Origin of the sequence: Nostoc sp. FACHB-280, assembly GCF_014697615.1 — a bacterium.
Classification (GTDB): domain Bacteria; phylum Cyanobacteriota; class Cyanobacteriia; order Cyanobacteriales; family Nostocaceae; genus Nostoc_B.
This window is the reverse complement of the sequence record NZ_JACJSD010000007.1, coordinates 193,554-214,355: the sequence shown is the minus strand read 5'-3', so window position 1 is coordinate 214,355 and position 20,802 is coordinate 193,554. Positions and strand designations below refer to the sequence as shown.

Below are 20,802 nucleotides of genomic sequence, written 5' to 3'. Positions count from 1 at the left end.
GTGCATCTTCATACAGAATTGGTATAAGTCCTATAAAATTCAGAAGTCAGGAGTCTGAATGGTTAATAAATCACAGTTTTGCTAGACAGAGATTTTCACAGTTTCAAACAAGTTTCTCAGCGAAAATCCAAAATCCAAAATTGGTATGAGTCGTTATTTGATTAGTCCCATCTCATATAAACCTTGGTGCAGTCTTTTGGCTTCTGCGATATTTTGCTGCTGTTCGTGGAGGAGTATGGCATTTTTAAATGCTGTCAGACTAGCTTGGAGATTACCAACTTTTAGCTGTACTACACCTAAATTTTGATATGCTTCTGCGTAATAAGGATTTAATTTGATGGCTTTTTGATAACAAGCGATCGCATCAGTAAATAAATTCAAAGCCTTTAATGTCATCCCTAAGTTATAATACCCAGTCGCAAAATCTGGATCAATCTTTAAAGCTGTTTCGTAAGCTTTTTTGGCGTTGTTTAAATCGCCTGCATCTTTGAGTAAGTTGCCTAAATTGTTATATGCTCCTAACTTGAGCATAGGATAAATCGGTAATTTAATCGCAGCTTGATAGTGTTCTAGGGCTGGTTGCGGCTGTTTTAAATGATTGTACGCAATCCCTAAATGATAATGGAGTTCATATAAAATTTCGTAGTTTTCTGCTGATTGATTTGCTGTCACCCAATCTTGGGATGACCTACCACTAGCTTGCTTGAGTCCCCGTAGCAATAATTCTACACCTTGAGAAAGTTTGCCAGTTTCAACGTAAAGCGCCCCTAATTTACTGCAAACATAAGGATCATTGGGATGGGTGGCGAGAAACTCTAACATTGCGGCTTGCGCTTTGATGTATTTATTATTTTGGGCGATCGCTCTTTTTTGATACCCTGTATGCAGAATTGCTACACCCTGCAAATAACCAACTTGCCAATGAGGTTCTTTTTGTATAATCGTCGCTACACTATCATCCACTAAGGCATGATAAGGCCTTTCAAAGCGAATTTCGGGATGATTGCGAAACAACCGCGAAACCAAAGAATAGGGAGATTGAACCGCACCAATTTCTTGGCGGATGAGATTGATTAAGATATATTCATCACTTTGCATTGCATCTTGTAGCTGTGGCACAATGCTGGGGTTGAGTATTTCATCTGCATCTAACACCAACACCCAATCACCAGTCACATATTTTAAAGCGGCATTCCGAGCAGTACTAAAGTTATTAGTCCATTGAAAATGATGTACTTCTGCACCGAATTGTTGAGCGATTTCGGGAGTGCGATCGCTAGAACCTGTATCTAAAACTACCATTTCATCCACGAAATCCTTAACACTATTTAAGCACTTCGGTAGCGTAGTTTCTTCATTTTTTACAATCATGCACAGACTAATACTCATACGCGAACTTCAATTTATTTACTTATATTTATTAAACATAGGTGATGCACTTGCACAAATTCGGCACTTAGCAATCTTAAATCGGTTGCTGACAAATCTACTCCCTGTCTCTTCGCGTAGTTTACAAATCAAACCGGATTGCTATATGACAACTCTACTTGCTACCAGCCAATGCTTAACACTTTATTACAACAAATTGGCAAAACAGTGAAGTACACTATCTGCCGAGGATTCTGAATCTGGCTGTGCTGTATGTGCAAAAATCAAGATTAACAAATCAGTGAGTGGGTGTTCTCAAAGAGAGGGGAAACTTCATGCTGGGTCAAACGGTCGGGGGACGCTACCAAATTCTTACTCAGTTAGGACGGGGAGGATTTGGCACGACTTTTATAGCTCAAGATATACAAAGACCTGGAAATCCCCAGTGTGTTGTCAAGCAATTTAAGCCACTGGCGAATGATCCCTACACCTTAAATGCAGCTAAACGCTTTTTTGACTTAGAAGCAGCGATTTTGGAAATGTTAGGAAAACATGACCAAATTCCCCAATTACTCGCGCACTTTGCAGAAAATGAGGAATTCTTTTTAGTCCAAGAATTTATTCCCGGTCACGATCTCAAACAAGAATTACCGCCACTCAGTGATAAATTAAATGAAACGACTGTAATTCAATTGTTAAAAGAGATACTGACTGTTTTAGCATTTGTCCATCAAAATCATGTGATTCATCGGGATTTGAAACCTGAGAACATTCGCCGCCGAGAATCAGATGGCAAAATAGTTTTAATTGACTTTGGCGCAGTCAAACAAATTAGTACCCAAGTCGCCAACACTGCGGGACAAACAAGTTTTACTGTTGCTATTGGTACACCTGGTTATATGCCTAGTGAACAAGCTAATAGTAATCCCCATTTAAGTAGTGATATCTATGCAGTGGGGATGATTGCTATCTTAGCTTTAACAGGGATAAATCCGGCGGCTGGTAGTCATTCAATCCCCAGAAACCCAAATACAGGCGAAATTGATTGGCGTAATCAAGTGAAAGTTAGCCCCCAGTTTGCCAGTATTTTAGATAAGATGGTGCGCTATGACTTTCGTCAGCGTTACCCTACAGCCGAATCGGTGTTACAAGCCTTAGAAATGCTTGAGAAAGCACCATTAACTAAACTCAAACAATCTTTGCCGAAAAAATGGGTGATGGGTTTAGGAATTACAGCCGCAGTTGCAGTTGGATTAATAGTTTTATCTCAAATCAAAATTAATCAAACCAAATTTTTAAATTATGCTGCTCATGGAGTAAAAATTAACTATCCTGATAATTGGGCAGTGCAGGAAACACCAAATGCTGTAACCCAAGATATCGTTACTTTCTTATCACCAAAACAAAGTGATACTGACCAATTTCAAGAACTTATAACTATTCGGGTGGAACCACTTTCGAGTACTTTAGACGAGTCGAAAGATTTATTTATTCGGGAAGTGAAAAATACAGTAGATGATGCTCAAATAGAAAGTTCTAGTGAAACAACACTGGCTAATCAGAGAGCCAATCAACTGGTATTTACAGGGAAAATTGATAATGGGCGGTTAAAAAGTCTACAAGTTTGGACTTTACAAAATGATAATGCCTATATTATTACTTACACGGCAACTGTTGACGAATATAATAACTTTTTACCCATCGCAGAAAAAATGATTCAATCTTTTGTTTTTGAATAAAATAAACTAATTTAAAAAGTTTTCTGTTCGTTTCCTCATACTCCTTCAGCCATTTGAATTGAAAGCCTTGTTTTTAAACACAAGCATTTTGGGCGGGGTCGAAATCCCCGTCCAAAACCAGCGCGTTCCCTGTTCCCTTTTAATAAGATTGTTTTAAAACTGAGTGACTGTCAAACTGACACCACCAGAATCTAGTCGCGGAACCTTTAAATAATCTACTGGTTCGCCGTTACGTTGAGTAGGTTCGTTATGATTGGGCTTTTCACATTCTTTAATTGCGGCTTCGGGATCGTTGAGAATTTCTAGGGGTTTAATATTTTTGCAACCCTTTTCTTCACGGACGCGGCCAATAGTGTTAGCAATTTGTCTTAAGGCTTGAGCGCGATCGCTGTTACTAACTGCGCTACTGTTGATTGTAATTGGTTCAGTGATCAGGGTAGCGGCTTCACGGCGTTCGATAGTCAGTGGCGCAAGTTCTTCTTGTTGTTGCGCCTGGACAGGATAAGCAAGAGCGATCGCACTGACAACCACAGCTAAAGTTATAAATGGGCGTTTCATACTTTAACCCCTGAATTTAAGTTATATGTGATACCTACAAGTGCAATTCCATCTTATCCGCAAGCAATTAAAATGTAATCACCTGTAAAGTTGAATGTGTTCCATTTACAAAACTGGCACAGTTGTCTACAGCAGAATTCAGAAGTCAGACTTCTAAAGTCAGAATAAAAATAGGCTCTCTATCTTGCTTTGGCAACTACGCTTTATACTCATCTTACTTGTAGCATACTGTATCTATACCCGTAATTTTCCTTATCTACCTCATCAAGCATGAAAATATTTTTTCTTCACTTTCTTGTAGAGATTTTTAATTCTTAATTGATTTAAGCGTAATTGTGTCAATTTAGGTATGTTAGATTGATAATGCCGTTTATGGTCAAAAAACTCATTTAATTCCTTTAAAATTACTTGCATTCTCTGAATAATATTTTCGTAGCGGTACTCTTTTAGCACCTCCGCTGACAGACTTAAACCTGTGCCAGATTGCAGCACTTTGAGAATCTGAGCTATATCATATTCTTTAGAATAATTAGCAATTTTATAACTATTAAAACCAGGGTCTAAATAATCTGAAAGCCCGCCATTAACGCTAGAAAATACCTGACATCCACAGGCTAAAGCTTCCATTGGTTGCAATCCAAAACCTTCACTGACAGCTTGTTGCGCCCAATATTCTGCCGAATCATAAATATACACCTTAGCGCGATTAAATAATCCTGGTAAATCTTCTACATAATAATCAACCAAATGCACGTTACATTTTTGTTGTAATGTGGGAATTAGCTTTGTTAATAAATACTCCGAAGACTTTCGCGCCTGAACTAACACATCTATATCTCGTTCTAAATGTAAATTTTGAAATTCTGGGCTAATTTCATTCGGTAAATAATATATCAGTGTGTTTGGTGACTTCTGTCCCCAATATCCCAATGTATTGCGGCTAACTGTAATAATGGGAATCTCTGTAGGTAAATTAAATTTGTAACCAGAACTATGGGCATGATATACCACATTATGTTGCTTGAGTTTGGCGACTAATTTAGCGATGTCAAATCCCCAACTAATGATAAAGATGGCATTATCTAAATTTGGTTCTTTCAGCAAGTCATTTAAAAACAACTTACCTGCTTCTCTTTGGCGGTAAGTCACGATTTCCGCACTACAAACCTGTTGAGCAAGTTTCAATGTTTTTAATTCTGCCCAGAGACCACCACAGACAAATCTGCCCTGAGTTCCAGGCAATACAAAATACAGCTTTCGCATTATAAATTATGAATTACGAATTAATTTCACTCTCGCCATTTTACCTTGACAAAATGCCCTTGCCGTCCCCAAACATCACGAGCCACAGTAATATTTTCTACTGCTAAGTTAAACGGAATAGCTGTGGTGAGATAACGCTGGGCTATTGAACCTAAATCTGGGGCGATTTCTGCGGCTGTGGTGGCGGCTAGTCCCAAACCAATTAATTGTTCAACTGGGCGAAAGGGAAGCAATAAATTGACACCGACAGCGAGTCCGGCGGTTAACAACATTGTGACTGAGAGATTTGTACCACAACGGGGATGTACTGCTAAATCCCATTCCCCATGTGTCAGGCGATAAAGGGCTTGGCTGACTGCGCGTCGCAAGTTACTAATATTAACTTCACCATAAAGGTAAAATCCTTGATCTGTAGATAAACCACCCAATAATTCGTTATCAAGTTGAACTGTATTGGGTCTCCCTGGGGGAGTATGAACATTTTTAGTTTCGCTCAAAACCCAAACTGTAGCATGTTCTAAGGCGTGAACTTGCCGCAGCATGATAATTTCTTTTAAACCGGGAACAAATGATAGCTGTTTGACTAAATCAGCATCTAGGGTAGATTGCGGCGTAGTAAAGTCAAAGTTAAAAAAGTTAAAGGAAGACAAGCCACCTTGAACAGAAGCAGAAGTTTCCATAGCAACACTGCTCCTCAAACTGACGGAGCAACATAGATTTCTTACAAATGTAACGCTTGTAGCCAAAGATTATTGCTAATTTTTATTGATGACTGGATAAATATCTTTTTAAATATGGTGAAATGTACCGTTGAGCCAGTTTGACAAAACTGACTCAACGGTAACAATTCTGCACGATAACCAATAACTAAGTAATCTGTTCTGCCTGATGTTGATGTTAGCGAGAACTAAAGGTTCACGCTGGAATAGATGCGTGAGGAGTAAAACAAGCAGTGAACCATGAAAATGTCGTAGCTGCACGCCAAACGAAATTTATCGCCATATTAGACGCGATTAATGGCATCTGCCAAACGCCATTGACCACATCTTTACTAGCAATTCACTCGTTTTGGTTAGGCAGAGGGCAGCAATTCACATCATTTAAGCAGACCTTGCCCCACTGTAAAGCCCAGCGGACAAGCGCCACTCGGTTTTCTGTTTGGGTTTTGGTGAGAATATTGCTGATGTGGTTATCAACTGTTCGCTTGCTAATTTCCAGTTTTGCTGCAATCTCTTGGTTAGTTAAGCCAGCGGCCACTAAGTCGATAATTTGCAGTTCTCTGTCTGACAGAGTAACAGGGGTCTGGGACTCGCCACCAGCCATGACTGATTCTATCCTCCCTTGGTATATGTACTTAATCACTCTCTTTAATTCTAGAAGATTCTTTTGTTGGTAGGGGTTTGAAGTGTTAGCTGCAATACGATTGACAATAATTTTTTTCAAGTTTAATTCAAGGACAAATTTCTATACATAAGTTTAATGTTGTTTTAATTACGTCTATAAAAATTTTATTAAGTATTAATTCTGAGGCAATAAAAGCCGATATTAAAGCCTACATATTCAGTAAGAGTAATAAAAATTGCCATTGAGTTCTATGAAGGACTGGCGACAGAAGACAAAGATTATTGTAGATTTTATACTGACCTCACAAGAACTTAAAAGTTAGGGGTCAACAGGAAAAACTTAGAATTGAGAGTTCTGAGTTCAGGCAGAAAAATTCTGATGTCAGGATTCTTCTTGCTTCCTAAACCTAAATCGCAAATCTAAAGTGAGATGAGCAATCCCCGTGTTTTGTGTCTTGGTGAAATTCTATTCGACTGTTTAGCCGATCAGTTGGGGCTAAAGCTGGAGGAGGTACAGTCTTGGACTCCTTACCCTGGAGGAGCGCCTGCTAATGTGGCCTGTGCTTTGGTGAAGCTTGGAACTTCTGCCGGATTTGTTGGTTCTGTGGGTGAAGATGAACCGGGAAATGAGCTGGTTCAGTTACTCCAAGAGATTGGGGTAGATATAACGGGTGTGCAACGTCATCCAACTGCACCAACGCGACAGGTGTATGTGGTGCGAGATTTGGCAGGCGATCGCAGTTTCGCAGGCTTCGGTCAATATGATACATCTGAATTTGCCGATACCCGTCTCCAAGCCAAGCAATTACCCACTTCGCTGTTTCAAGAGGCAGATTTTCTGGTTTTGGGTACTTTAGAATTAGCCTATCCTGACAGTGAGCAGGCAGTTTATCGCGCTTTAGATTTGGCAGAACAATTAGACCTGAAGATTGTGCTAGATGTCAACTGGCGACCAGTATTTTGGCAAGACCAAAATATCGCGCGGCAAAAAATCCAAAATACATTTAAGCGGATTGACTTTTTGAAACTTTCCAAAGAGGAAGCAGAATGGCTATTTGACACCGCCGATGCGGGAGCTATTACTTACCGTTTAGATTCGGTGGAAGGAGTACTGATTACTGACGGTGACAAAGGTTGCGCCTATTGCTTAAGTGGGAACGAAGGAATATTACCTTCTTTTCCAGTCAAGGTAGCTGATACCACTGGCGCAGGAGATAGCTTTTTGGCAGGATTTATCCACCAATTAAGTCAGTATGGTATCCAAAAATTAGCAGATGCAGACACAGCAAAACGCATTGTTACTTATGCCAGTGCTGTGGGAGCATTGACTACGATTAAACCAGGTGCGATCGCTTCTCAACCAACAGCCGCAGAAGTTGATGCTTTTCTCGCTACCCATCAACTTTAACAAGACTGTTGTCTGTTGAGAATGGGTTTCAAGGTATAGGGGTGTCAGGGTTTGAAATATCTATACCCCTATACCCTGATAGAACCAATTTGGAATCTATTGTTTTTGATGATATTTCTCCAATGTAGGGGCGAATGACTGGGAAAGCCTCTACTAAATTTTGAAAAACCAACGCCGACGATACATTCCATAAAGAATTGTCCACCACAATAAAACCATGACTATGGCAAATGCAAGTGAACCATTGAATGTCCCCGCCCAAGGGCGAAATAGGTTGTCATAAATCCAGTTGTAGGTTGTGCTGTTGCCAATGTTAGTTTTGAGTAAAATTCTGGTAAGTATGCCAGAACCAACAAACAAAAAGATGGCATTTAGTCCCATCACTTCTAATGGTAGTCCCCAGTTTCTCAAATTGCGGACTTCGATGAGTTCATAACACAAAGCTAAAGTGAGTAATGCCCAACCTGCTGTAAAAACAACATAAGAACTTGTCCAAAGTTGTTTATTAATGGGAAATAAAAATCCCCACAATAATCCAATTACTAAGGCAATTAAGCCAAAAATTACTAAATTTACACTTGTGCGGCTTTTAATTGGCTGAGTGCGTAACCAGTCGCCTGTAAAATATCCCAAAAAGACGGTGACAACAGATGGCAAAGTACTAAACAAACCTTCCGGGTCAAAAGCACCGCCGCGATAAATATGCTTACCTAGAATTATGCGGTCAATGTAACCACTAAAATTTCCTTCTGGGGTGAGATTTCCCGCACCAAAGCCGGGGACAGGGATAAATTGCATCGCCAGCCAGTAACCGATGAGGATAACACCCGCTAATATCCACAACCAACGGCGGGAAAGGTTAAGAACTGCTAAGGCTGCAAGTACATAAGCAAGACTGATGCGCTGCAAGACTCCCATAATTCGCAGTGTGCCGAAATTGGGTGGTATGCCTTTAACTAACCAATCAAGGGTTAAAGAAACCAAAGCCAGGAACAAGCCCAGGGCAAATAATATCAGACCACGGCGGAAAATACGCTGATAGACAGTAGCCGTGGGGCGATTTTCTGGGGTGTACTTGGCGAAAGAAAACGGCATTGCGACACCGACAATAAATAAAAAGAATGGAAACACCAAGTCTGTCGGTGTGCAACCATTCCATTTGGCGTGGTCGAGAGGGGGATAGACATAATCCCAATTACCGGGATTATTCACTAAAATCATAGAGGCGATCGCAATTCCCCGAAATACATCCAGGGAAGCGAGGCGCGTAGAGGGTGTAGAGGAATTTTTCATAACGTTATAGTTTAATCTGTTCAACGCTCCTCCAAAACTTTTGTGAACATCAAAGACATTTTTCTTAGTGGATTTTTACGTCTAGGAAAGCAGCACAGGAATTTAATTCTTACCTCCTGTCTCCTGTCTTCTACCTTCTGCCTTTTTCCACTTCAAATTGCAGACTCCTCACCCCAGCCAGCAGCTATCATCCCCCCATCACCCAGCAGAGAATTTCGGGGTGTATGGGTTGCGAGTGTGGCTAATATTGACTGGCCTTCTAAACCGGGTTTAACCACCAGCCAACAACAAGCTGAGTTAATTACAATACTCGATCGCGCGGCGAAATTAAAACTCAATGCTGTAATTTTACAAGTCCGTCCTGACTGTGATGCCTTATACCAATCTACATTAGAACCTTGGTCAGAATTTTTAACAGGACAAATGGGTAAACCACCCGCACCTTATTATGACCCCTTAGCTTTTGCCGTGGCAGAAGCCCATAAACGCGGACTCGAATTACACGCTTGGTTTAATCCTTATCGTGCCAGTCATCCCCAGGGCAAATCAACAGTTGCACCGAATCATATCAGCAAAACCCATCCAGAATTAGTCAAACGTTACGGCAAATATCTCTGGTTAGACCCCGGTGAAAAAGCCGTGCAGGATTACACCGTGCAAGTAATTATGGATGTTGTCAATCGATATGATATCGATGGTGTTCACATTGATGATTACTTTTATCCCTATCCCGAAAAAGATAGGAGAAATAAAAAAATTGATTTTCCTGATCAAATTAGTTGGCAAAAATATCAACAATCAGGAGGGACAGCAACCCGTGATGATTGGCGGCGAGAAAATGTCAACACATTAATTCAACGACTTTATCAAAACATTAAAACAGCTAAACCTTGGGTGAAATTTGGTATTAGTCCTTTTGGCATTTGGCAACCAGGATTTCCCAAACAAATAGGCAATGAAAAAGGTTTTAATGCTTATCAAGAACTATATGCCGATTCTCGCAAATGGTTAATGAATGGCTGGTTAGATTATCTCTCACCCCAACTTTATTGGAAAATTGCACAGCCCCAAGAAAGCTATCCTGTATTGTTGAATTGGTGGATATCACAAAACACTCAATCTCGACATATTTGGCCAGGAATTTACACTAGCCGCATTGGACAAAACAGCCGCACAGCTTGGCCTGCAAAAGAAATTGTCTATCAAATTAAAACCACTCAAGGTCATGTTGGTTCTGATGGCAATATTCACTTTAGTATGAAACCTCTGCTGCAAAATCGCGGCGGCATTGCAGATTTATTACCCCAAGATGTTTATCACCATCCCGCATTAGTCCCGGCATCACCTTGGTTAGATAATACAGTACCTGAAAAACCCCAAGTGAGTTTAGAAAAAGATGTGACTGGGACTAGAACAGTTCTGAGATGGCAACCTACAGGTAAACAAGCAGTTTGGTTATGGGTTGTGCAAACCAAAACAGGTAATGAATGGAATACCAATATTTTACCTGCTGGGCAGAATTCAACTTTGTTAAATCATAATCAAGTTGAAGATGTCGCTGTTTCGGCGGTGACTCGTTATGGTGTGCAAGGCACAAGCGCCGTTGTGGAAATTCCTCAATATCAGGCGAGAAACTCTAATGTTCACACTCCTTTGCCAAGATTAAATTCTCGTTAATGGAGTTATAAGAGGTTTTTTTAAAAGTAGTTTGTTGTGTTTATCGGCACTTACAGATCCCCCTAAATCCCCCTTAAAAAGGGGGACTTTAAGAAACTCTTAGCCCCCCTTAAAAAGGGGGGTTGGGGGGATCTAAAATGTTTGGCTACCAACAATAGGACTTTTGAAACATCCTTTAAGGCTCATTAATGAAGTCTTGAATACTCGCGCGAGAACCTTTGATATTCGTGAATGAATCTCGGATACTCATTAATGAAGTCTTGAATACTCGCACGAGAACCTTGGATATTCGTGAATGAACCTCGAATACTCATTAATGAAGTTCTGATATTCGCACGAGAACCTTTGATATTCGCGCGACTATAGCAGTAGTTTTGTGAAATGCTATCAGCACTATTCATCAGCTTAAGCGTGTAGTAAAATTTGCTTAAGTGCGTAAAACTACAGATGGCTTTAGACTTTTCCGGTCAAAATCTCCGAGGACGCAACTTCAAAGGACAAAACCTTGCAGGTGCAAACTTTAGCTATGCTGACATTCGAGGAGCAAACTTTAACGGTGCTAACCTCACAGACGCAAACTTCAGTAACGTCAAAGCTGGACTGCAAAAACGTTGGGCAATAGGTTTAATTTTGATTTTGCATTCCTTGTGGGGATTGTCAGTATATTTATTAAGTTTCAATATTTACTTAATTAGCAATACTGATGAAACCCATATTACAGGCTGGGTTGTCTTAGTCGTATTAATTGCTTTCTATTTCATCACAATCCTTAAAGGATTCAAAGATGCTTCAGGAGCTTTTGCATTTGTTTTCATAGGAGCCTTTGCTGCTGCGAGAACCTTTTTTATGGGAGCCTTTACTATTGTGGGAGCATTTGCTATTGCGGTAGCTTTTGTTGTGGTTGGAACTATTGCTGGAGCCGTTGCTGCGGCTGGATATGTTACTCTCGCTGGAATTTTTGCCATCGAAGCATCTTTTCCTGCTGTCTTTGCTATTGCGTTGGCAATCTTTGGGTATTTAATCGCTACCGCCATTGCCCCATCTCACAAAATTGCCGGAGCCATAGCTGGAGTCGGAACGTTACTGAACATTTACATCGCTTGGGAAGCGATGAAAAGAAAAGAGAAGTATTCCCTAATTCGTAATATTGTTATTGCCTTTACAACTACAGGCGGTACAAGCTTTCGTAACGCCAATTTAACCAATGCTGATTTCTCCCAAGCCATACTCGAAAGCACAGATTTCCGCAATGCTACCCTTACCCTTACTTGCTATCATCAAGCCAAAATGCTTGACCGTGTCCGCCCTGGTAAAACCTATCTGCAAAATTCCCAAGTACGACAACTGCTAGTTACTGGACAAGGACAAGACAAAAACTTTGATCGCCAAAACCTGCGGGGTATAAACTTACAATCTGCTAATTTAGCAGATGCCAGCTTTATCGGTGCTGACCTCAGTGAAGCTAATTTACAAGATGCTGATTTATCCAGAGCCAAACTCAAACAAACCCAACTCGACGCAACCGATTTAACAGGCGCAATTCTCACAGGTGCATTTATTGAAGATTGGGGTATTACCAGAGAAACTAAACTGCATGGTGTGAGGTGTGAATATATCTTCATACGCTTACCCACCACAACAAACCCCGACCCCCTCCGCAAACCAGATAATCAACAAGAAGTCTTTCAAGACGGCGACTTTGCCGAATTTATTCAACCAATTTTTGATACCCTCGACCTTTATCACAATCAACAAGTTGCCCCTCGCGCCATTGCTATTGCGTTTAATAAATTAGCAGAAAAACACCCCGAAGCTGGATTAGAAATCGTCGCAATGGAGAAACGCGGCGATGATAAATTATTAATCCGCGCCAAAACTGCGGCAGATGTTAATAAATCGCAACTGAGTGCCGAATATTTTGCAGATTATAATCAACTCAAAGCTTTATCTCAAAGTCAACAATCATTACTTATAGAAAAAGACGATCGCATTCGTAGTTTAGAAACTATGCTGACAACTGCTCTCAATCAGCCCAAATATTATATAGAAGGAGATAATAAAGTGTCTGATATTAGCGGCATTAGTATTCAAGGCAGCAGTAATGTTAGTGGTATTGCGGGTGGTGGTTCTGTTGCCAACTTAGGAACAATTAGCGGCAATGTAAATATTGCCATTAATGATTTACCTAGTTCCCCGAATAGTGAGCAACCAGGAATTAAAGAATTACTCACACAATTACAAGCGGCAATTTCCCAATCATCAGAGTTATCTGATGAAGATAAAGCCGAGGCTTTAGAACAAGTTAAAACTTTAGCTGAAGCAGGTCAAAATCCTCAAGAACCTGTTAAGCAAAAGGTTGCAAAGACAGCCATCACCATGTTAAAAGGTTTATTTTCTGGCTTACCCGCCGTCGCCACATTGGTAGAAGCAGCAAATAAATTATTACCTGTAATTTCTAAACTGTTTGGGTTGGGATAATTCTGGAGGCACAGATCCCCGACTTCTTAAAGAAGTCGGGGATCTTGGAGAATGTGATGAGGCAATTGCGATCGCCTACAATATATACATAAAGCGATTGTTTAAACATATATGGAAAAACTAAACATCAAAGAAGAAGCCAAAAAATTAATTGAGCAATTGCCAGATAATTGTACATGGGATGACCTAATGTATGAGATTTATGTCAGACAAGTAATTGAGGCTGGACTTGCTGACTCTCAGGCTGGTAGAGTAACTTCTGTACAAGCAGTTAGGGCAAAATTCGGACTACCAGAGTGAAAGTTTTTTGGACAGAAACAGCTATAGAAAACTTATCGGCTATCTACACTTACATTTCCCAAAACTCACCGCAATATGCAGCAAGGATAGTAGATCGAATTACCAGACGTTCGGAACAAATTTCTAATTTTCCTTTATCTGGAAGAATTGTGCCAGAGTTTGAAACTGAGCAGATTCGTGAAGTCATTGAAGGTTCATATAGAATTATTTATTACATTAAGCCTGAACAAATAGAGGTTTTGGCTGTTATACATGGCTCGCAGCAATTCACACAGCAACCGTAGGGTGGGTATTATATGCTCACCCTACAAACTAATAAAAGAATTTATTTTTAATAAATTAATTTAAAAAAAGTCAAGTAAAATCTACTGACTAACATCAAATATATGGAACACAATACAACAACAGATCCGAACTGTTTCTTAGTGTGTGGACTGGGGAATTTAGGACAATATTGTGTATCTGTGCTGAAGGAGTTTGGCGTTAAGGTCAATGCAATTGAACAAGTAAATACTCACACTTGGGAAATTACAGAATTACCAGAATTAATCGATAAATTGGTGATTGGTGATTGTCGGCAACCGAAAATATTAGAACAAGCAGGGATAAAACATTGTCGGGCAATTTTGATTGTAACAAGTGATGAGCGGGTGAATATAGCTGCGGCATTTGCAGCGCGATCGCTTAACCCTCATGTGCGTTTAGTTATCCGTTCCGCCCAAAATAATCTCAACGATTTACTCCAAGACAGTTTGGGTAATTTTATCGCCTTTGAAGCCACCCAATTACCCGCCCACAGTTTAGCCTTAGCCGCATTAGGCTGTGAAACCAGAGGATTTTTTAATTTAGAAAACCATTTACTCCAAGTTTTCGCAGTATCTATCCATGCTTCTCATCGCTGGAGTTATTGTTGTCTTTCGCAAATTAATACTAGCCACCGCCGCGTACTTATTCACGTCACAGCCGGTCAACCAGTACCTAAAGGTTTTTATCAATGGAAACCAGATGCAAAAGTCCTCCCCGGAGACTCTATCTTTTACATTGAAGTCACCGAAAATCTCAAGACTTCCCCAAAACAAATGAACAGCTTTGGGCAATTTTGGTATGAGATTTTAACAGAAATATCATGGCAAAATCTCCGCAACAAAGTAACGCAGTTTTGGGAAGAAACTACCCAAACTCGCCGTGTCGCTTTAGTTGGGGCATTATTGTTAGTGAGTTTATTTTTGTTAGGAACACTGCTTTTCAAATCACAGTATCCTGACCTTTCTTGGCAAGATGCGCTAAATGTGGCTTTGGTATTGAGTCTCGGCGGTTACGGTGATGTCTTTGGGGGACAACAAAAAATATCTTTTCCCCTGACATGGTGGCTGCATTTATTCAGTATTACCACGAGTGTGACTAGTACACTGTTCGTTGGTATTCTCTACGCCTTAATGACAGAACGCGTCTTATCTGCAAGATTTCAGTTTTCTAAACGCCGTCCCCGCATCCCCAAAGCCGACCATGTAGTATTAGTGGGAATGGGGAGAGTTGGTCGGAGTGTCGCCCAGTTGTTGCAAGAACTCAAACAACCCTTGGTAGGCGTAAATACCAAAGACCTAGAATCAGGAATGTTACCCCAAATGCCCTTAGTTTTGGGAAATCTCAACCATGCTTTAACGAAAGTCAATCTTTCAACAGCGAAAAGTGTTGTGGTTGTCACCGATGATGAAGTGACAAATTTGGAAATTGCTTTAAAAGCAAGTACTGTCAACCCAAAAGCTAACTTAGTTATTCGTACCTTTGACCCTTGCTTTAGCGAAAATATTGGACTGTTGCTACCTCACGCCAGAATTATGGGAGTTTACGCTTTAGCCGCCGAAGCATTTGCGGGTGCAGCATTTGGGGAAAATATTTTAAATTTATTTCGTTTGCATAACCAAACAATTTTAGTTACCGAATATCAAATTGAAGTAGAAGACACCCTCAATGGCAAATTAATTGCTGATATTGCCTATGGTTATCGAGTAGTACCAATTTTTCATCTGAGAGCTAAACAGCATACACCCAAGTTTATGCCTGCCGATGATATCAAATTAATTGTAGGCGATCGCTTGGTCGTCTTAGCCACCATCGAAGGACTGCAAGCCGTTGAACGTGGAAGCATCAAACCCGGACACTGCTTGGTGCGAGTCGAAAAAACAATTTCCGCAGAAGCCAAATTTGAAGGCGCAACCATAATTTCACGAGTTACTGGTTGTGATATGCACCTAGCCAGAACTTTAATGAATCAATTACCCGCCACTCTCCAACATCCCCTATACTTGCACCAAGCACATCGTTTAGTACAAGAGTTGAGTAAATGCCAAGTTTCGGCTCATGTTGAGTGCTGAGTGCTGAGTGCTGAGTGCTGAGTAGATATTCTTCCCCTACACCCTTTACACCCTTACACCCACACACCCCTAATTACAGTTCTCTCTTCGGAATTTCCTCACGAAACTCAATCACCAATTGCATCGTTTCCACAGTTAAATCGCGCAAATCTCGATTCAGAAAAACCGCACCTTGCGGCCCAAACCAACGGTCAAAAATAGCCACATATTTACTATCGCCGTTGACAAAACCTTGCATAAACTTAACCAGAGAATAATTTACAGCATCGAGAAACTTAGAATTATCCTCTGGAACCATACAAGCAATACCTTCTCGTGAAAAAGGTCGATCAGGTGCGATCGCAAAATTATCAGGATTCTTCGCCTTTTGCAACCATCCTTCCAACAAAATACTATCAGATGCAAAAGCATCAATTTTGCCTTCTTCTAAAGCTGTATATCCTTCTGCACGAGTTTTCAAATAAACCAACTTAGCTTGGGGTTGTACCTGTTTAATCGCTAATTCATTTGTAGTTTGTGCTAACACCCCAATTCGTTTCCCAATTAACGATTCCGGCGAACCAATATCACTACCTGCTTTCACTAATAATTGCGTCCCCGTCACACCATAACTCACCGAAAAATCAACCTTTTTATCTCGTTCCCAGGTAAAACTACTAGCATCACAAACAATATCAACTTCCCGGTTAACTATTTTTGGAATTCTCTGTGCAGGAGTCAACCCAACTAATTTTAATTGAATTCTTTTACCTAATTGTTTTTCTAATTGTTGTTTGATGACATTTAACATATCTACCGAATAACCAGTTAATTTACCTTGGTTATCGGTGTATGCAAAAGGCAAAGCATCTTTACTAGTACCAGCCGTCAGTACCCCTGTACGTGCAATTTTTTGCATCACAGTCTCAGCTAAGGCAGCATTAGGCATAATTGCTGCGATCGCCAGACTAATCACAGGAATAGTTATTTTAGTATATTTAGTGATTTTGATAAATTCAGATAAGCACTTTAAATCAAAACTTCTATGCACAGCACCCTCACAAAAAATCTGTTGTGATGGACAAAATACAGTAATTATCCCTGTCAAATGCAAATTAGTTGAATCCGGTAATGATTCTTTACCAGCACTTATCCAAAGACTCTCTATCCTACTAAGTATAATTAGCCTGCCTACGCAGGCTTTGTTTGTATAGCCCCAGACTTCCAGTCTGAGGGGAGGGGTTTACTGAAGTTAAATTTTATTAGGTATTACCACTTTTGCTTCTACCTTGACATTCTTCACACCTTTGACTTCCTTAACTAATTTTTCAGCTTTTTGTAACTCTGCATTCGATGTCGCAGTACCTTTAATTACCACATCTCCTGCTTTATTTTCTACCTCCAATTTATTATTTTGTAACTCGGCTTTCAGCTTTTTGGTAATTTCACTTTTTAATTCATCCTCAGACTTTGTAGTTACAGGAGTATTTTTGGTTACTGCTGTTTTCTCAGTTGTATTTTTAGGTGTTTTACCTGTAGTTTGAGTAGTTTGAGAAGCGGGTTTTGCTGAGGCTTGAGAAGTTGGGTTATTAGTAGAACTTTTAGCAGTATCTTGATGATTTTCTTGACAACCAAAAGCACTAACTAACAGAATACTACTGATAATCAACGGAAATAACTTTTTCATATCTGTCTCCAAATTGAATACTTGCAGCGGTCAATAGAGATAGATGCTATTCTGAAGAAAAAATTTCAAGACAATCACTGAGGCTATGGCAAAATAGCTAAAGTCAACAGCTATTAATTAATAAGCAATTTGCCAGCTAATAAACACCCTAGATACCAAGATATTTCTTTAGGATGTATCCTACGCAGTTTCATAACGGTTTTCTGATGTTATCAGATTAATTAGATATTTGCCTATATTTTGTCAAAATTTTATATTTTTATAAAATATATTCACCAGTTATTTTGGATACATATTTTCTTGAAAAATATTTTTATTACTGAATAAAATATATATGATTGCTATTAAAGTAAAATTCATCAGATGTAGAATAAACCAGAGTTGGGATGTTCGGTTAATCTGAATTTATATATCTAAAAAAACTGATAAATTCAACATAGTGAAGCGCACCCGGAAATAATACTATGAGTAATCTTTCCTCTCGCCAGCCAGAAAACCTTATGCCTGAAGATATTAACAACAATCAATTTTGGCAATATCTTCAATCTCTCAATCGAGATACAGTTGTCCAACTATCTAAACCAGACTCCCCAGAAGTATTACATTTAATTCAACAGACAATTGTAGCAATGTTAGGCAACTTGCCTCATGATAAATTTAATACTACGATTACTACTAACCGCGAAGAATTAGGCAGATTACTAGGTTCAGCTATGGTAGATGGCTATTTTTTAAGGAATGCCGAACAAAGACTGCAAATAGAAAAAGCTTTTCATTTAGTAGATGAAAAATCTCCAAATCCTGAGTAATTTTTCTGCTGATTAATATAGTAGTCCTAAACCCTTCGTGAACCAAAAGATCCCCGACTTCTTGAAGAAGTCGGGGATCTGAGCCTCTTGACTTTCACAAATCAAATACGACTGCTGTATTCAAAATTTCATCAATTAAAACCCTCCAAATATCTGGAGGGTTATTTTTATCAATTTACTTACAACCTAAAGACTCGCGTGTATCTACACCTGTTTTAGAATTGACACCACTAGCTTTAGTACAGAGTTTTTTCACCTGCGGCCCGTCTAACACTGCATTCGTAAAATCTGCACCTGTAATCTCAACATTATCAAAGGTCGATCGCAACATCATCGCGTCGGTCAAAATTGCATCTGTCAAATCAGCATTTTTGAACCTAGTCAAGTAAGCTATACCATTACTAAAATCTACACCATGCAGATTTACACCTTCTAGGATAGTCCCATTAAACACCCCACCGCGTAAGTCAGCATTGCTAAAGTTCGCATTTTCTAAATCAACGTTGGTAAACTCACTACCCACTAAACTTTGACCAGAATAATCCTTTGCTATCACTTCATCCCCAGCCGAACGGGTAATACTCGAAGAACTAGCAGCCTCCGCCGACAGAGGAAATAAAAATAGAACCATTGCTAAAACAACACTCGCTAGTATGCGCCAATATTTCATAACTTATTCTTAACAAAACTCAACACTCCTACAAATAACATTACTAGGTTAAAGTCTGAAGGGTGAAGTCTGAAGTCGGAAATTTTATACTTCAGACTTCATCCTTCATCCTTGACTTAGGATATATAGATGTTGAAGAGCATAACTACCTGTGGCTAATCAAGAAAACATCGCCGCATCCTTGGCGCGAACTCCTTTATATCAACTGGGTGTAGAACTTAAAGCCCGCCTCACCAGCTTTGGCGGTTGGGAAATGCCTGTACAATATAGCGGTATTACCAGCGAACACGAGGCTGTGAGAAATGCTGCTGGGATGTTTGATATATCTCACATGGGCAAATTTACCCTGGAAGGTAAAACAGTCATTGACCAACTCCAAGGTTTAGTCCCTTCTGACTTGAGTCGCTTACAAGCAGGTCAATCGCAATATACAGTATTGTTAAATCCCCAAGGGGGAATTATTGACGATATTATTATTTATTATCAAAGTGAAGAGAAAGTAGCGATCGTTGTCAATGCAGCAACCACAGCCAAAGATAAAAGCTGGCTATTGCAAAACCTCAACTTAGATGAAATTCAATTTCAAGACCTCTCACCCGAAAAAGTCTTAATTGCCTTGCAAGGGCCAAAAGCTGAAAAATATCTCCAGCCATTTGTAGAACAAGACCTACAACCAATTAAAGCCTTTGGTCATTTACAAGCAAACATCCTCGGTCAACCAGCCTTCATCGCCCGTACAGGTTACACCGGCGAAGATGGCTTTGAAATTATGGTAGACCCAGAAGTAGGGATAGAATTATGGCGGAATTTATACAACGCTGGTGTTGTTCCCGCAGGACTAGGTGCAAGAGACACCTTGCGCCTTGAAGCCGCAATGGCACTGTACGGTCAAGATATAGACGACAACACAACACCCCTAGAAGCAGGTTTAGGCTGGTTAGTTCACCTCGATACCAAAGGTGACTTTATCGGTCGGTCAGTCTTAGAACAGCAAAAAGCCAACGGAGTGCAACGCCGACTCGTAGGTTTACAAATGCAAGGACGTAACATCGCCCGTCACGGCTACCAAGTTTTATCCGCAGGTCAAGTTGTAGGAGAAGTTACCAGTGGTACGATATCTCCCACACTGGGTTATCCTGTTGCTTTGGCATATATTCCCAGCAATTTAGCAAAGGTTGGTCAACAGTTAGAAGTCGATATTCGCGGTAAAGCCTACCCCGCAGTAGTAGTCAAACGCCCCTTTTATCGGTCAAAAACTAAAAAATGACGTATGAAGGACGAAACTTCAGACTTCATACTTTGCAGTTTTTAAGGAATAATGTGTTGTGAACTACTTAAGCTACAGTAAACCTGATTATTAAGTATGACCAGCATTACTGTGAGAACAATAATTTTGGTGATATTGGAGAGTAAATAATATGTCTAGATATCCTGAGGATTTGAAATACCAAGATAGTCATGAATACGTGCGACTAGATGGTGATCTTGCTACCATCGGCATTACTGAATTTGCCGTCAAAGAATTAGGTGAAATTGTATTTGTAGAACTGCCAGAGATTGGTCAATCTTCTACCAAGGGTGATGAATTAGGCACAATAGAATCAGTCAAAGCCGTTGGAGAATTGTATTCACCCGTAACCGGCACAGTGGTAGAACGTAACGAGACTGTAATTGATGATCCCGAACTACTGAACGATGACCCATACGGCGATGGCTGGTTGCTAAAAATACGTGTTGATGACCCTGGTGAACTAGATGATGCCCTAACTGCAAGCCAGTACAGCGCCCTCGTGGAAGGGATGGCTTAAGAAGTATGAAGTATGAAGTATAAATTCCATACTTCGTACTTTTCCTT

The 20,802-nt window shown here is 40.0% G+C and carries 19 protein-coding genes; 10 read left to right on the top strand and 9 right to left on the bottom strand.

The features are described 5' to 3' along the window. Positions 1-153: 153 nt before the first annotated feature. Positions 154-1,389, bottom strand: coding sequence for a glycosyltransferase (locus tag H6G75_RS07830; RefSeq protein WP_190979373.1), 1,236 nt, complete (start codon positions 1,387-1,389; stop codon positions 154-156). 314 nt (positions 1,390-1,703) lie between these two features. Between H6G75_RS07830 and H6G75_RS07825 the strand changes: the two genes are divergently transcribed. Further along, positions 1,704-3,107: a serine/threonine-protein kinase gene (locus tag H6G75_RS07825; RefSeq protein ID WP_190979372.1), complete on the top strand. Its 1,404-nt coding sequence runs from the start codon at positions 1,704-1,706 to the stop codon at positions 3,105-3,107. 153 nt (positions 3,108-3,260) lie between these two features. Here H6G75_RS07825 and H6G75_RS07820 read toward each other — a convergent pair whose 3' ends face one another. From H6G75_RS07820 to H6G75_RS07805, 4 genes are all read right to left on the bottom strand, one after another. Next, positions 3,261-3,665: a hypothetical protein gene (locus tag H6G75_RS07820; RefSeq protein ID WP_190979371.1), complete on the bottom strand. Its 405-nt coding sequence runs from the start codon at positions 3,663-3,665 to the stop codon at positions 3,261-3,263. Between the two features lie 264 nt (positions 3,666-3,929). After that, on the bottom strand, positions 3,930-4,928 hold the full coding sequence (locus H6G75_RS07815) for a glycosyltransferase (protein ID WP_190979370.1): 999 nt from the start codon (positions 4,926-4,928) through the stop codon (positions 3,930-3,932). 26 nt (positions 4,929-4,954) lie between these two features. Then, positions 4,955-5,608 carry a DUF6391 domain-containing protein gene (locus tag H6G75_RS07810; protein WP_190979369.1) on the bottom strand — a complete coding sequence of 218 codons (654 nt, stop codon included), beginning with the start codon at positions 5,606-5,608 and terminating at the stop codon, positions 4,955-4,957. 379 nt (positions 5,609-5,987) lie between these two features. Continuing rightward, complete coding sequence (locus tag H6G75_RS07805; protein WP_190979368.1) at positions 5,988-6,251, bottom strand: helix-turn-helix transcriptional regulator; 264 nt, start codon at positions 6,249-6,251, stop codon at positions 5,988-5,990. A gap of 450 nt (positions 6,252-6,701) precedes the next feature. On the opposite strand from H6G75_RS07805, the gene H6G75_RS07800 reads away from it, so the two are divergent. Next, complete coding sequence (locus H6G75_RS07800; RefSeq protein ID WP_190979367.1) at positions 6,702-7,679, top strand: carbohydrate kinase; 978 nt, start codon at positions 6,702-6,704, stop codon at positions 7,677-7,679. A 153-nt stretch (positions 7,680-7,832) separates the two neighbouring features. Here the strand turns inward: H6G75_RS07800 and H6G75_RS07795 are convergent, their stop codons facing one another. Then, on the bottom strand, positions 7,833-8,972 hold the full coding sequence (locus H6G75_RS07795; RefSeq protein ID WP_190979366.1) for an acyltransferase family protein: 1,140 nt from the start codon (positions 8,970-8,972) through the stop codon (positions 7,833-7,835). Between the two features lie 42 nt (positions 8,973-9,014). Between H6G75_RS07795 and H6G75_RS07790 the strand changes: the two genes are divergently transcribed. The 5 genes from H6G75_RS07790 to H6G75_RS07770 all read left to right on the top strand — a co-directional run bounded on the left by H6G75_RS07790 (position 9,015) and on the right by H6G75_RS07770 (position 15,802). Then, positions 9,015-10,649 (top strand): glycoside hydrolase family 10 protein, encoded by a 1,635-nt coding sequence (locus H6G75_RS07790; protein WP_397331621.1) that lies wholly within the window; start codon positions 9,015-9,017, stop codon positions 10,647-10,649. 447 nt (positions 10,650-11,096) lie between these two features. Next, the gene (locus tag H6G75_RS07785; RefSeq protein WP_190979365.1) at positions 11,097-13,127 is read left to right on the top strand and encodes a pentapeptide repeat-containing protein; all 2,031 of its coding nucleotides are present in this window, start codon (positions 11,097-11,099) and stop codon (positions 13,125-13,127) included. Between the two features lie 111 nt (positions 13,128-13,238). Next, positions 13,239-13,427: a hypothetical protein gene (locus H6G75_RS07780; RefSeq protein WP_190670631.1), complete on the top strand. Its 189-nt coding sequence runs from the start codon at positions 13,239-13,241 to the stop codon at positions 13,425-13,427. Next, positions 13,424-13,711, top strand: a complete 288-nt coding sequence (locus H6G75_RS07775) for a type II toxin-antitoxin system RelE/ParE family toxin (RefSeq protein ID WP_190979364.1) — start codon at positions 13,424-13,426, stop codon at positions 13,709-13,711. Before H6G75_RS07780 ends, H6G75_RS07775 begins: the two co-directional genes overlap by 4 nt. A gap of 102 nt (positions 13,712-13,813) precedes the next feature. Next, positions 13,814-15,802, top strand: coding sequence for a potassium channel protein (locus tag H6G75_RS07770; protein WP_190979363.1), 1,989 nt, complete (start codon positions 13,814-13,816; stop codon positions 15,800-15,802). A gap of 73 nt (positions 15,803-15,875) precedes the next feature. Here the strand turns inward: H6G75_RS07770 and H6G75_RS07765 are convergent, their stop codons facing one another. Both H6G75_RS07765 and H6G75_RS07760 read right to left on the bottom strand, forming a co-directional pair. Then, positions 15,876-16,730 (bottom strand): amino acid ABC transporter substrate-binding protein, encoded by an 855-nt coding sequence (locus tag H6G75_RS07765; RefSeq protein ID WP_190979392.1) that lies wholly within the window; start codon positions 16,728-16,730, stop codon positions 15,876-15,878. 303 nt (positions 16,731-17,033) lie between these two features. Then, a complete protein-coding gene (locus H6G75_RS07760; RefSeq protein WP_190979362.1) occupies positions 17,034-17,468 on the bottom strand; it encodes a BON domain-containing protein in 435 nt (144 codons plus the stop codon). 464 nt (positions 17,469-17,932) lie between these two features. Between H6G75_RS07760 and H6G75_RS07755 the strand changes: the two genes are divergently transcribed. After that, on the top strand, positions 17,933-18,277 hold the full coding sequence (locus H6G75_RS07755; RefSeq protein WP_190979361.1) for a DUF760 domain-containing protein: 345 nt from the start codon (positions 17,933-17,935) through the stop codon (positions 18,275-18,277). Between the two features lie 175 nt (positions 18,278-18,452). Here the strand turns inward: H6G75_RS07755 and H6G75_RS07750 are convergent, their stop codons facing one another. Beyond that, a complete protein-coding gene (locus H6G75_RS07750; RefSeq protein WP_190979360.1) occupies positions 18,453-18,947 on the bottom strand; it encodes a pentapeptide repeat-containing protein in 495 nt (164 codons plus the stop codon). Positions 18,948-19,098: 151 nt separating this feature from the next. Between H6G75_RS07750 and gcvT the strand changes: the two genes are divergently transcribed. Together gcvT and gcvH are read left to right on the top strand one after the other, a co-directional pair. Next, positions 19,099-20,214, top strand: coding sequence for a glycine cleavage system aminomethyltransferase GcvT (gene gcvT / locus H6G75_RS07745; protein ID WP_190979359.1), 1,116 nt, complete (start codon positions 19,099-19,101; stop codon positions 20,212-20,214). A 151-nt stretch (positions 20,215-20,365) separates the two neighbouring features. After that, entirely contained in the window at positions 20,366-20,755 is a 390-nt protein-coding gene (gcvH, locus tag H6G75_RS07740) for a glycine cleavage system protein GcvH (protein WP_190979358.1), read from the top strand. Positions 20,756-20,802 lie beyond the last annotated feature (47 nt).

Excerpts from the sequence above, each read along its gene's own strand:
- H6G75_RS07830 (WP_190979373.1), bottom strand. The coding sequence starts at position 1,389 with ATGAGTATTAGTCTGTGCATGATTGTAAAAAATGAAGAAACTACGCTA.
- H6G75_RS07825 (WP_190979372.1), top strand. The coding sequence starts at position 1,704 with ATGCTGGGTCAAACGGTCGGGGGACGCTACCAAATTCTTACTCAGTTA.
- H6G75_RS07820 (WP_190979371.1), bottom strand. The coding sequence starts at position 3,665 with ATGAAACGCCCATTTATAACTTTAGCTGTGGTTGTCAGTGCGATCGCT.
- H6G75_RS07815 (WP_190979370.1), bottom strand. The coding sequence starts at position 4,928 with ATGCGAAAGCTGTATTTTGTATTGCCTGGAACTCAGGGCAGATTTGTC.
- H6G75_RS07810 (WP_190979369.1), bottom strand. The coding sequence starts at position 5,608 with ATGGAAACTTCTGCTTCTGTTCAAGGTGGCTTGTCTTCCTTTAACTTT.
- H6G75_RS07805 (WP_190979368.1), bottom strand. The coding sequence starts at position 6,251 with ATGGCTGGTGGCGAGTCCCAGACCCCTGTTACTCTGTCAGACAGAGAA.
- H6G75_RS07800 (WP_190979367.1), top strand. The coding sequence starts at position 6,702 with ATGAGCAATCCCCGTGTTTTGTGTCTTGGTGAAATTCTATTCGACTGT.
- H6G75_RS07795 (WP_190979366.1), bottom strand. The coding sequence starts at position 8,972 with ATGAAAAATTCCTCTACACCCTCTACGCGCCTCGCTTCCCTGGATGTA.
- H6G75_RS07785 (WP_190979365.1), top strand. The coding sequence starts at position 11,097 with ATGGCTTTAGACTTTTCCGGTCAAAATCTCCGAGGACGCAACTTCAAA.
- H6G75_RS07780 (WP_190670631.1), top strand. The coding sequence starts at position 13,239 with ATGGAAAAACTAAACATCAAAGAAGAAGCCAAAAAATTAATTGAGCAA.
- H6G75_RS07770 (WP_190979363.1), top strand. The coding sequence starts at position 13,814 with ATGGAACACAATACAACAACAGATCCGAACTGTTTCTTAGTGTGTGGA.
- H6G75_RS07765 (WP_190979392.1), bottom strand. The coding sequence starts at position 16,730 with ATGCCTAATGCTGCCTTAGCTGAGACTGTGATGCAAAAAATTGCACGT.
- H6G75_RS07760 (WP_190979362.1), bottom strand. The coding sequence starts at position 17,468 with ATGAAAAAGTTATTTCCGTTGATTATCAGTAGTATTCTGTTAGTTAGT.
- H6G75_RS07755 (WP_190979361.1), top strand. The coding sequence starts at position 17,933 with ATGAGTAATCTTTCCTCTCGCCAGCCAGAAAACCTTATGCCTGAAGAT.
- H6G75_RS07750 (WP_190979360.1), bottom strand. The coding sequence starts at position 18,947 with ATGAAATATTGGCGCATACTAGCGAGTGTTGTTTTAGCAATGGTTCTA.
- gcvH (WP_190979358.1), top strand. The coding sequence starts at position 20,366 with ATGTCTAGATATCCTGAGGATTTGAAATACCAAGATAGTCATGAATAC.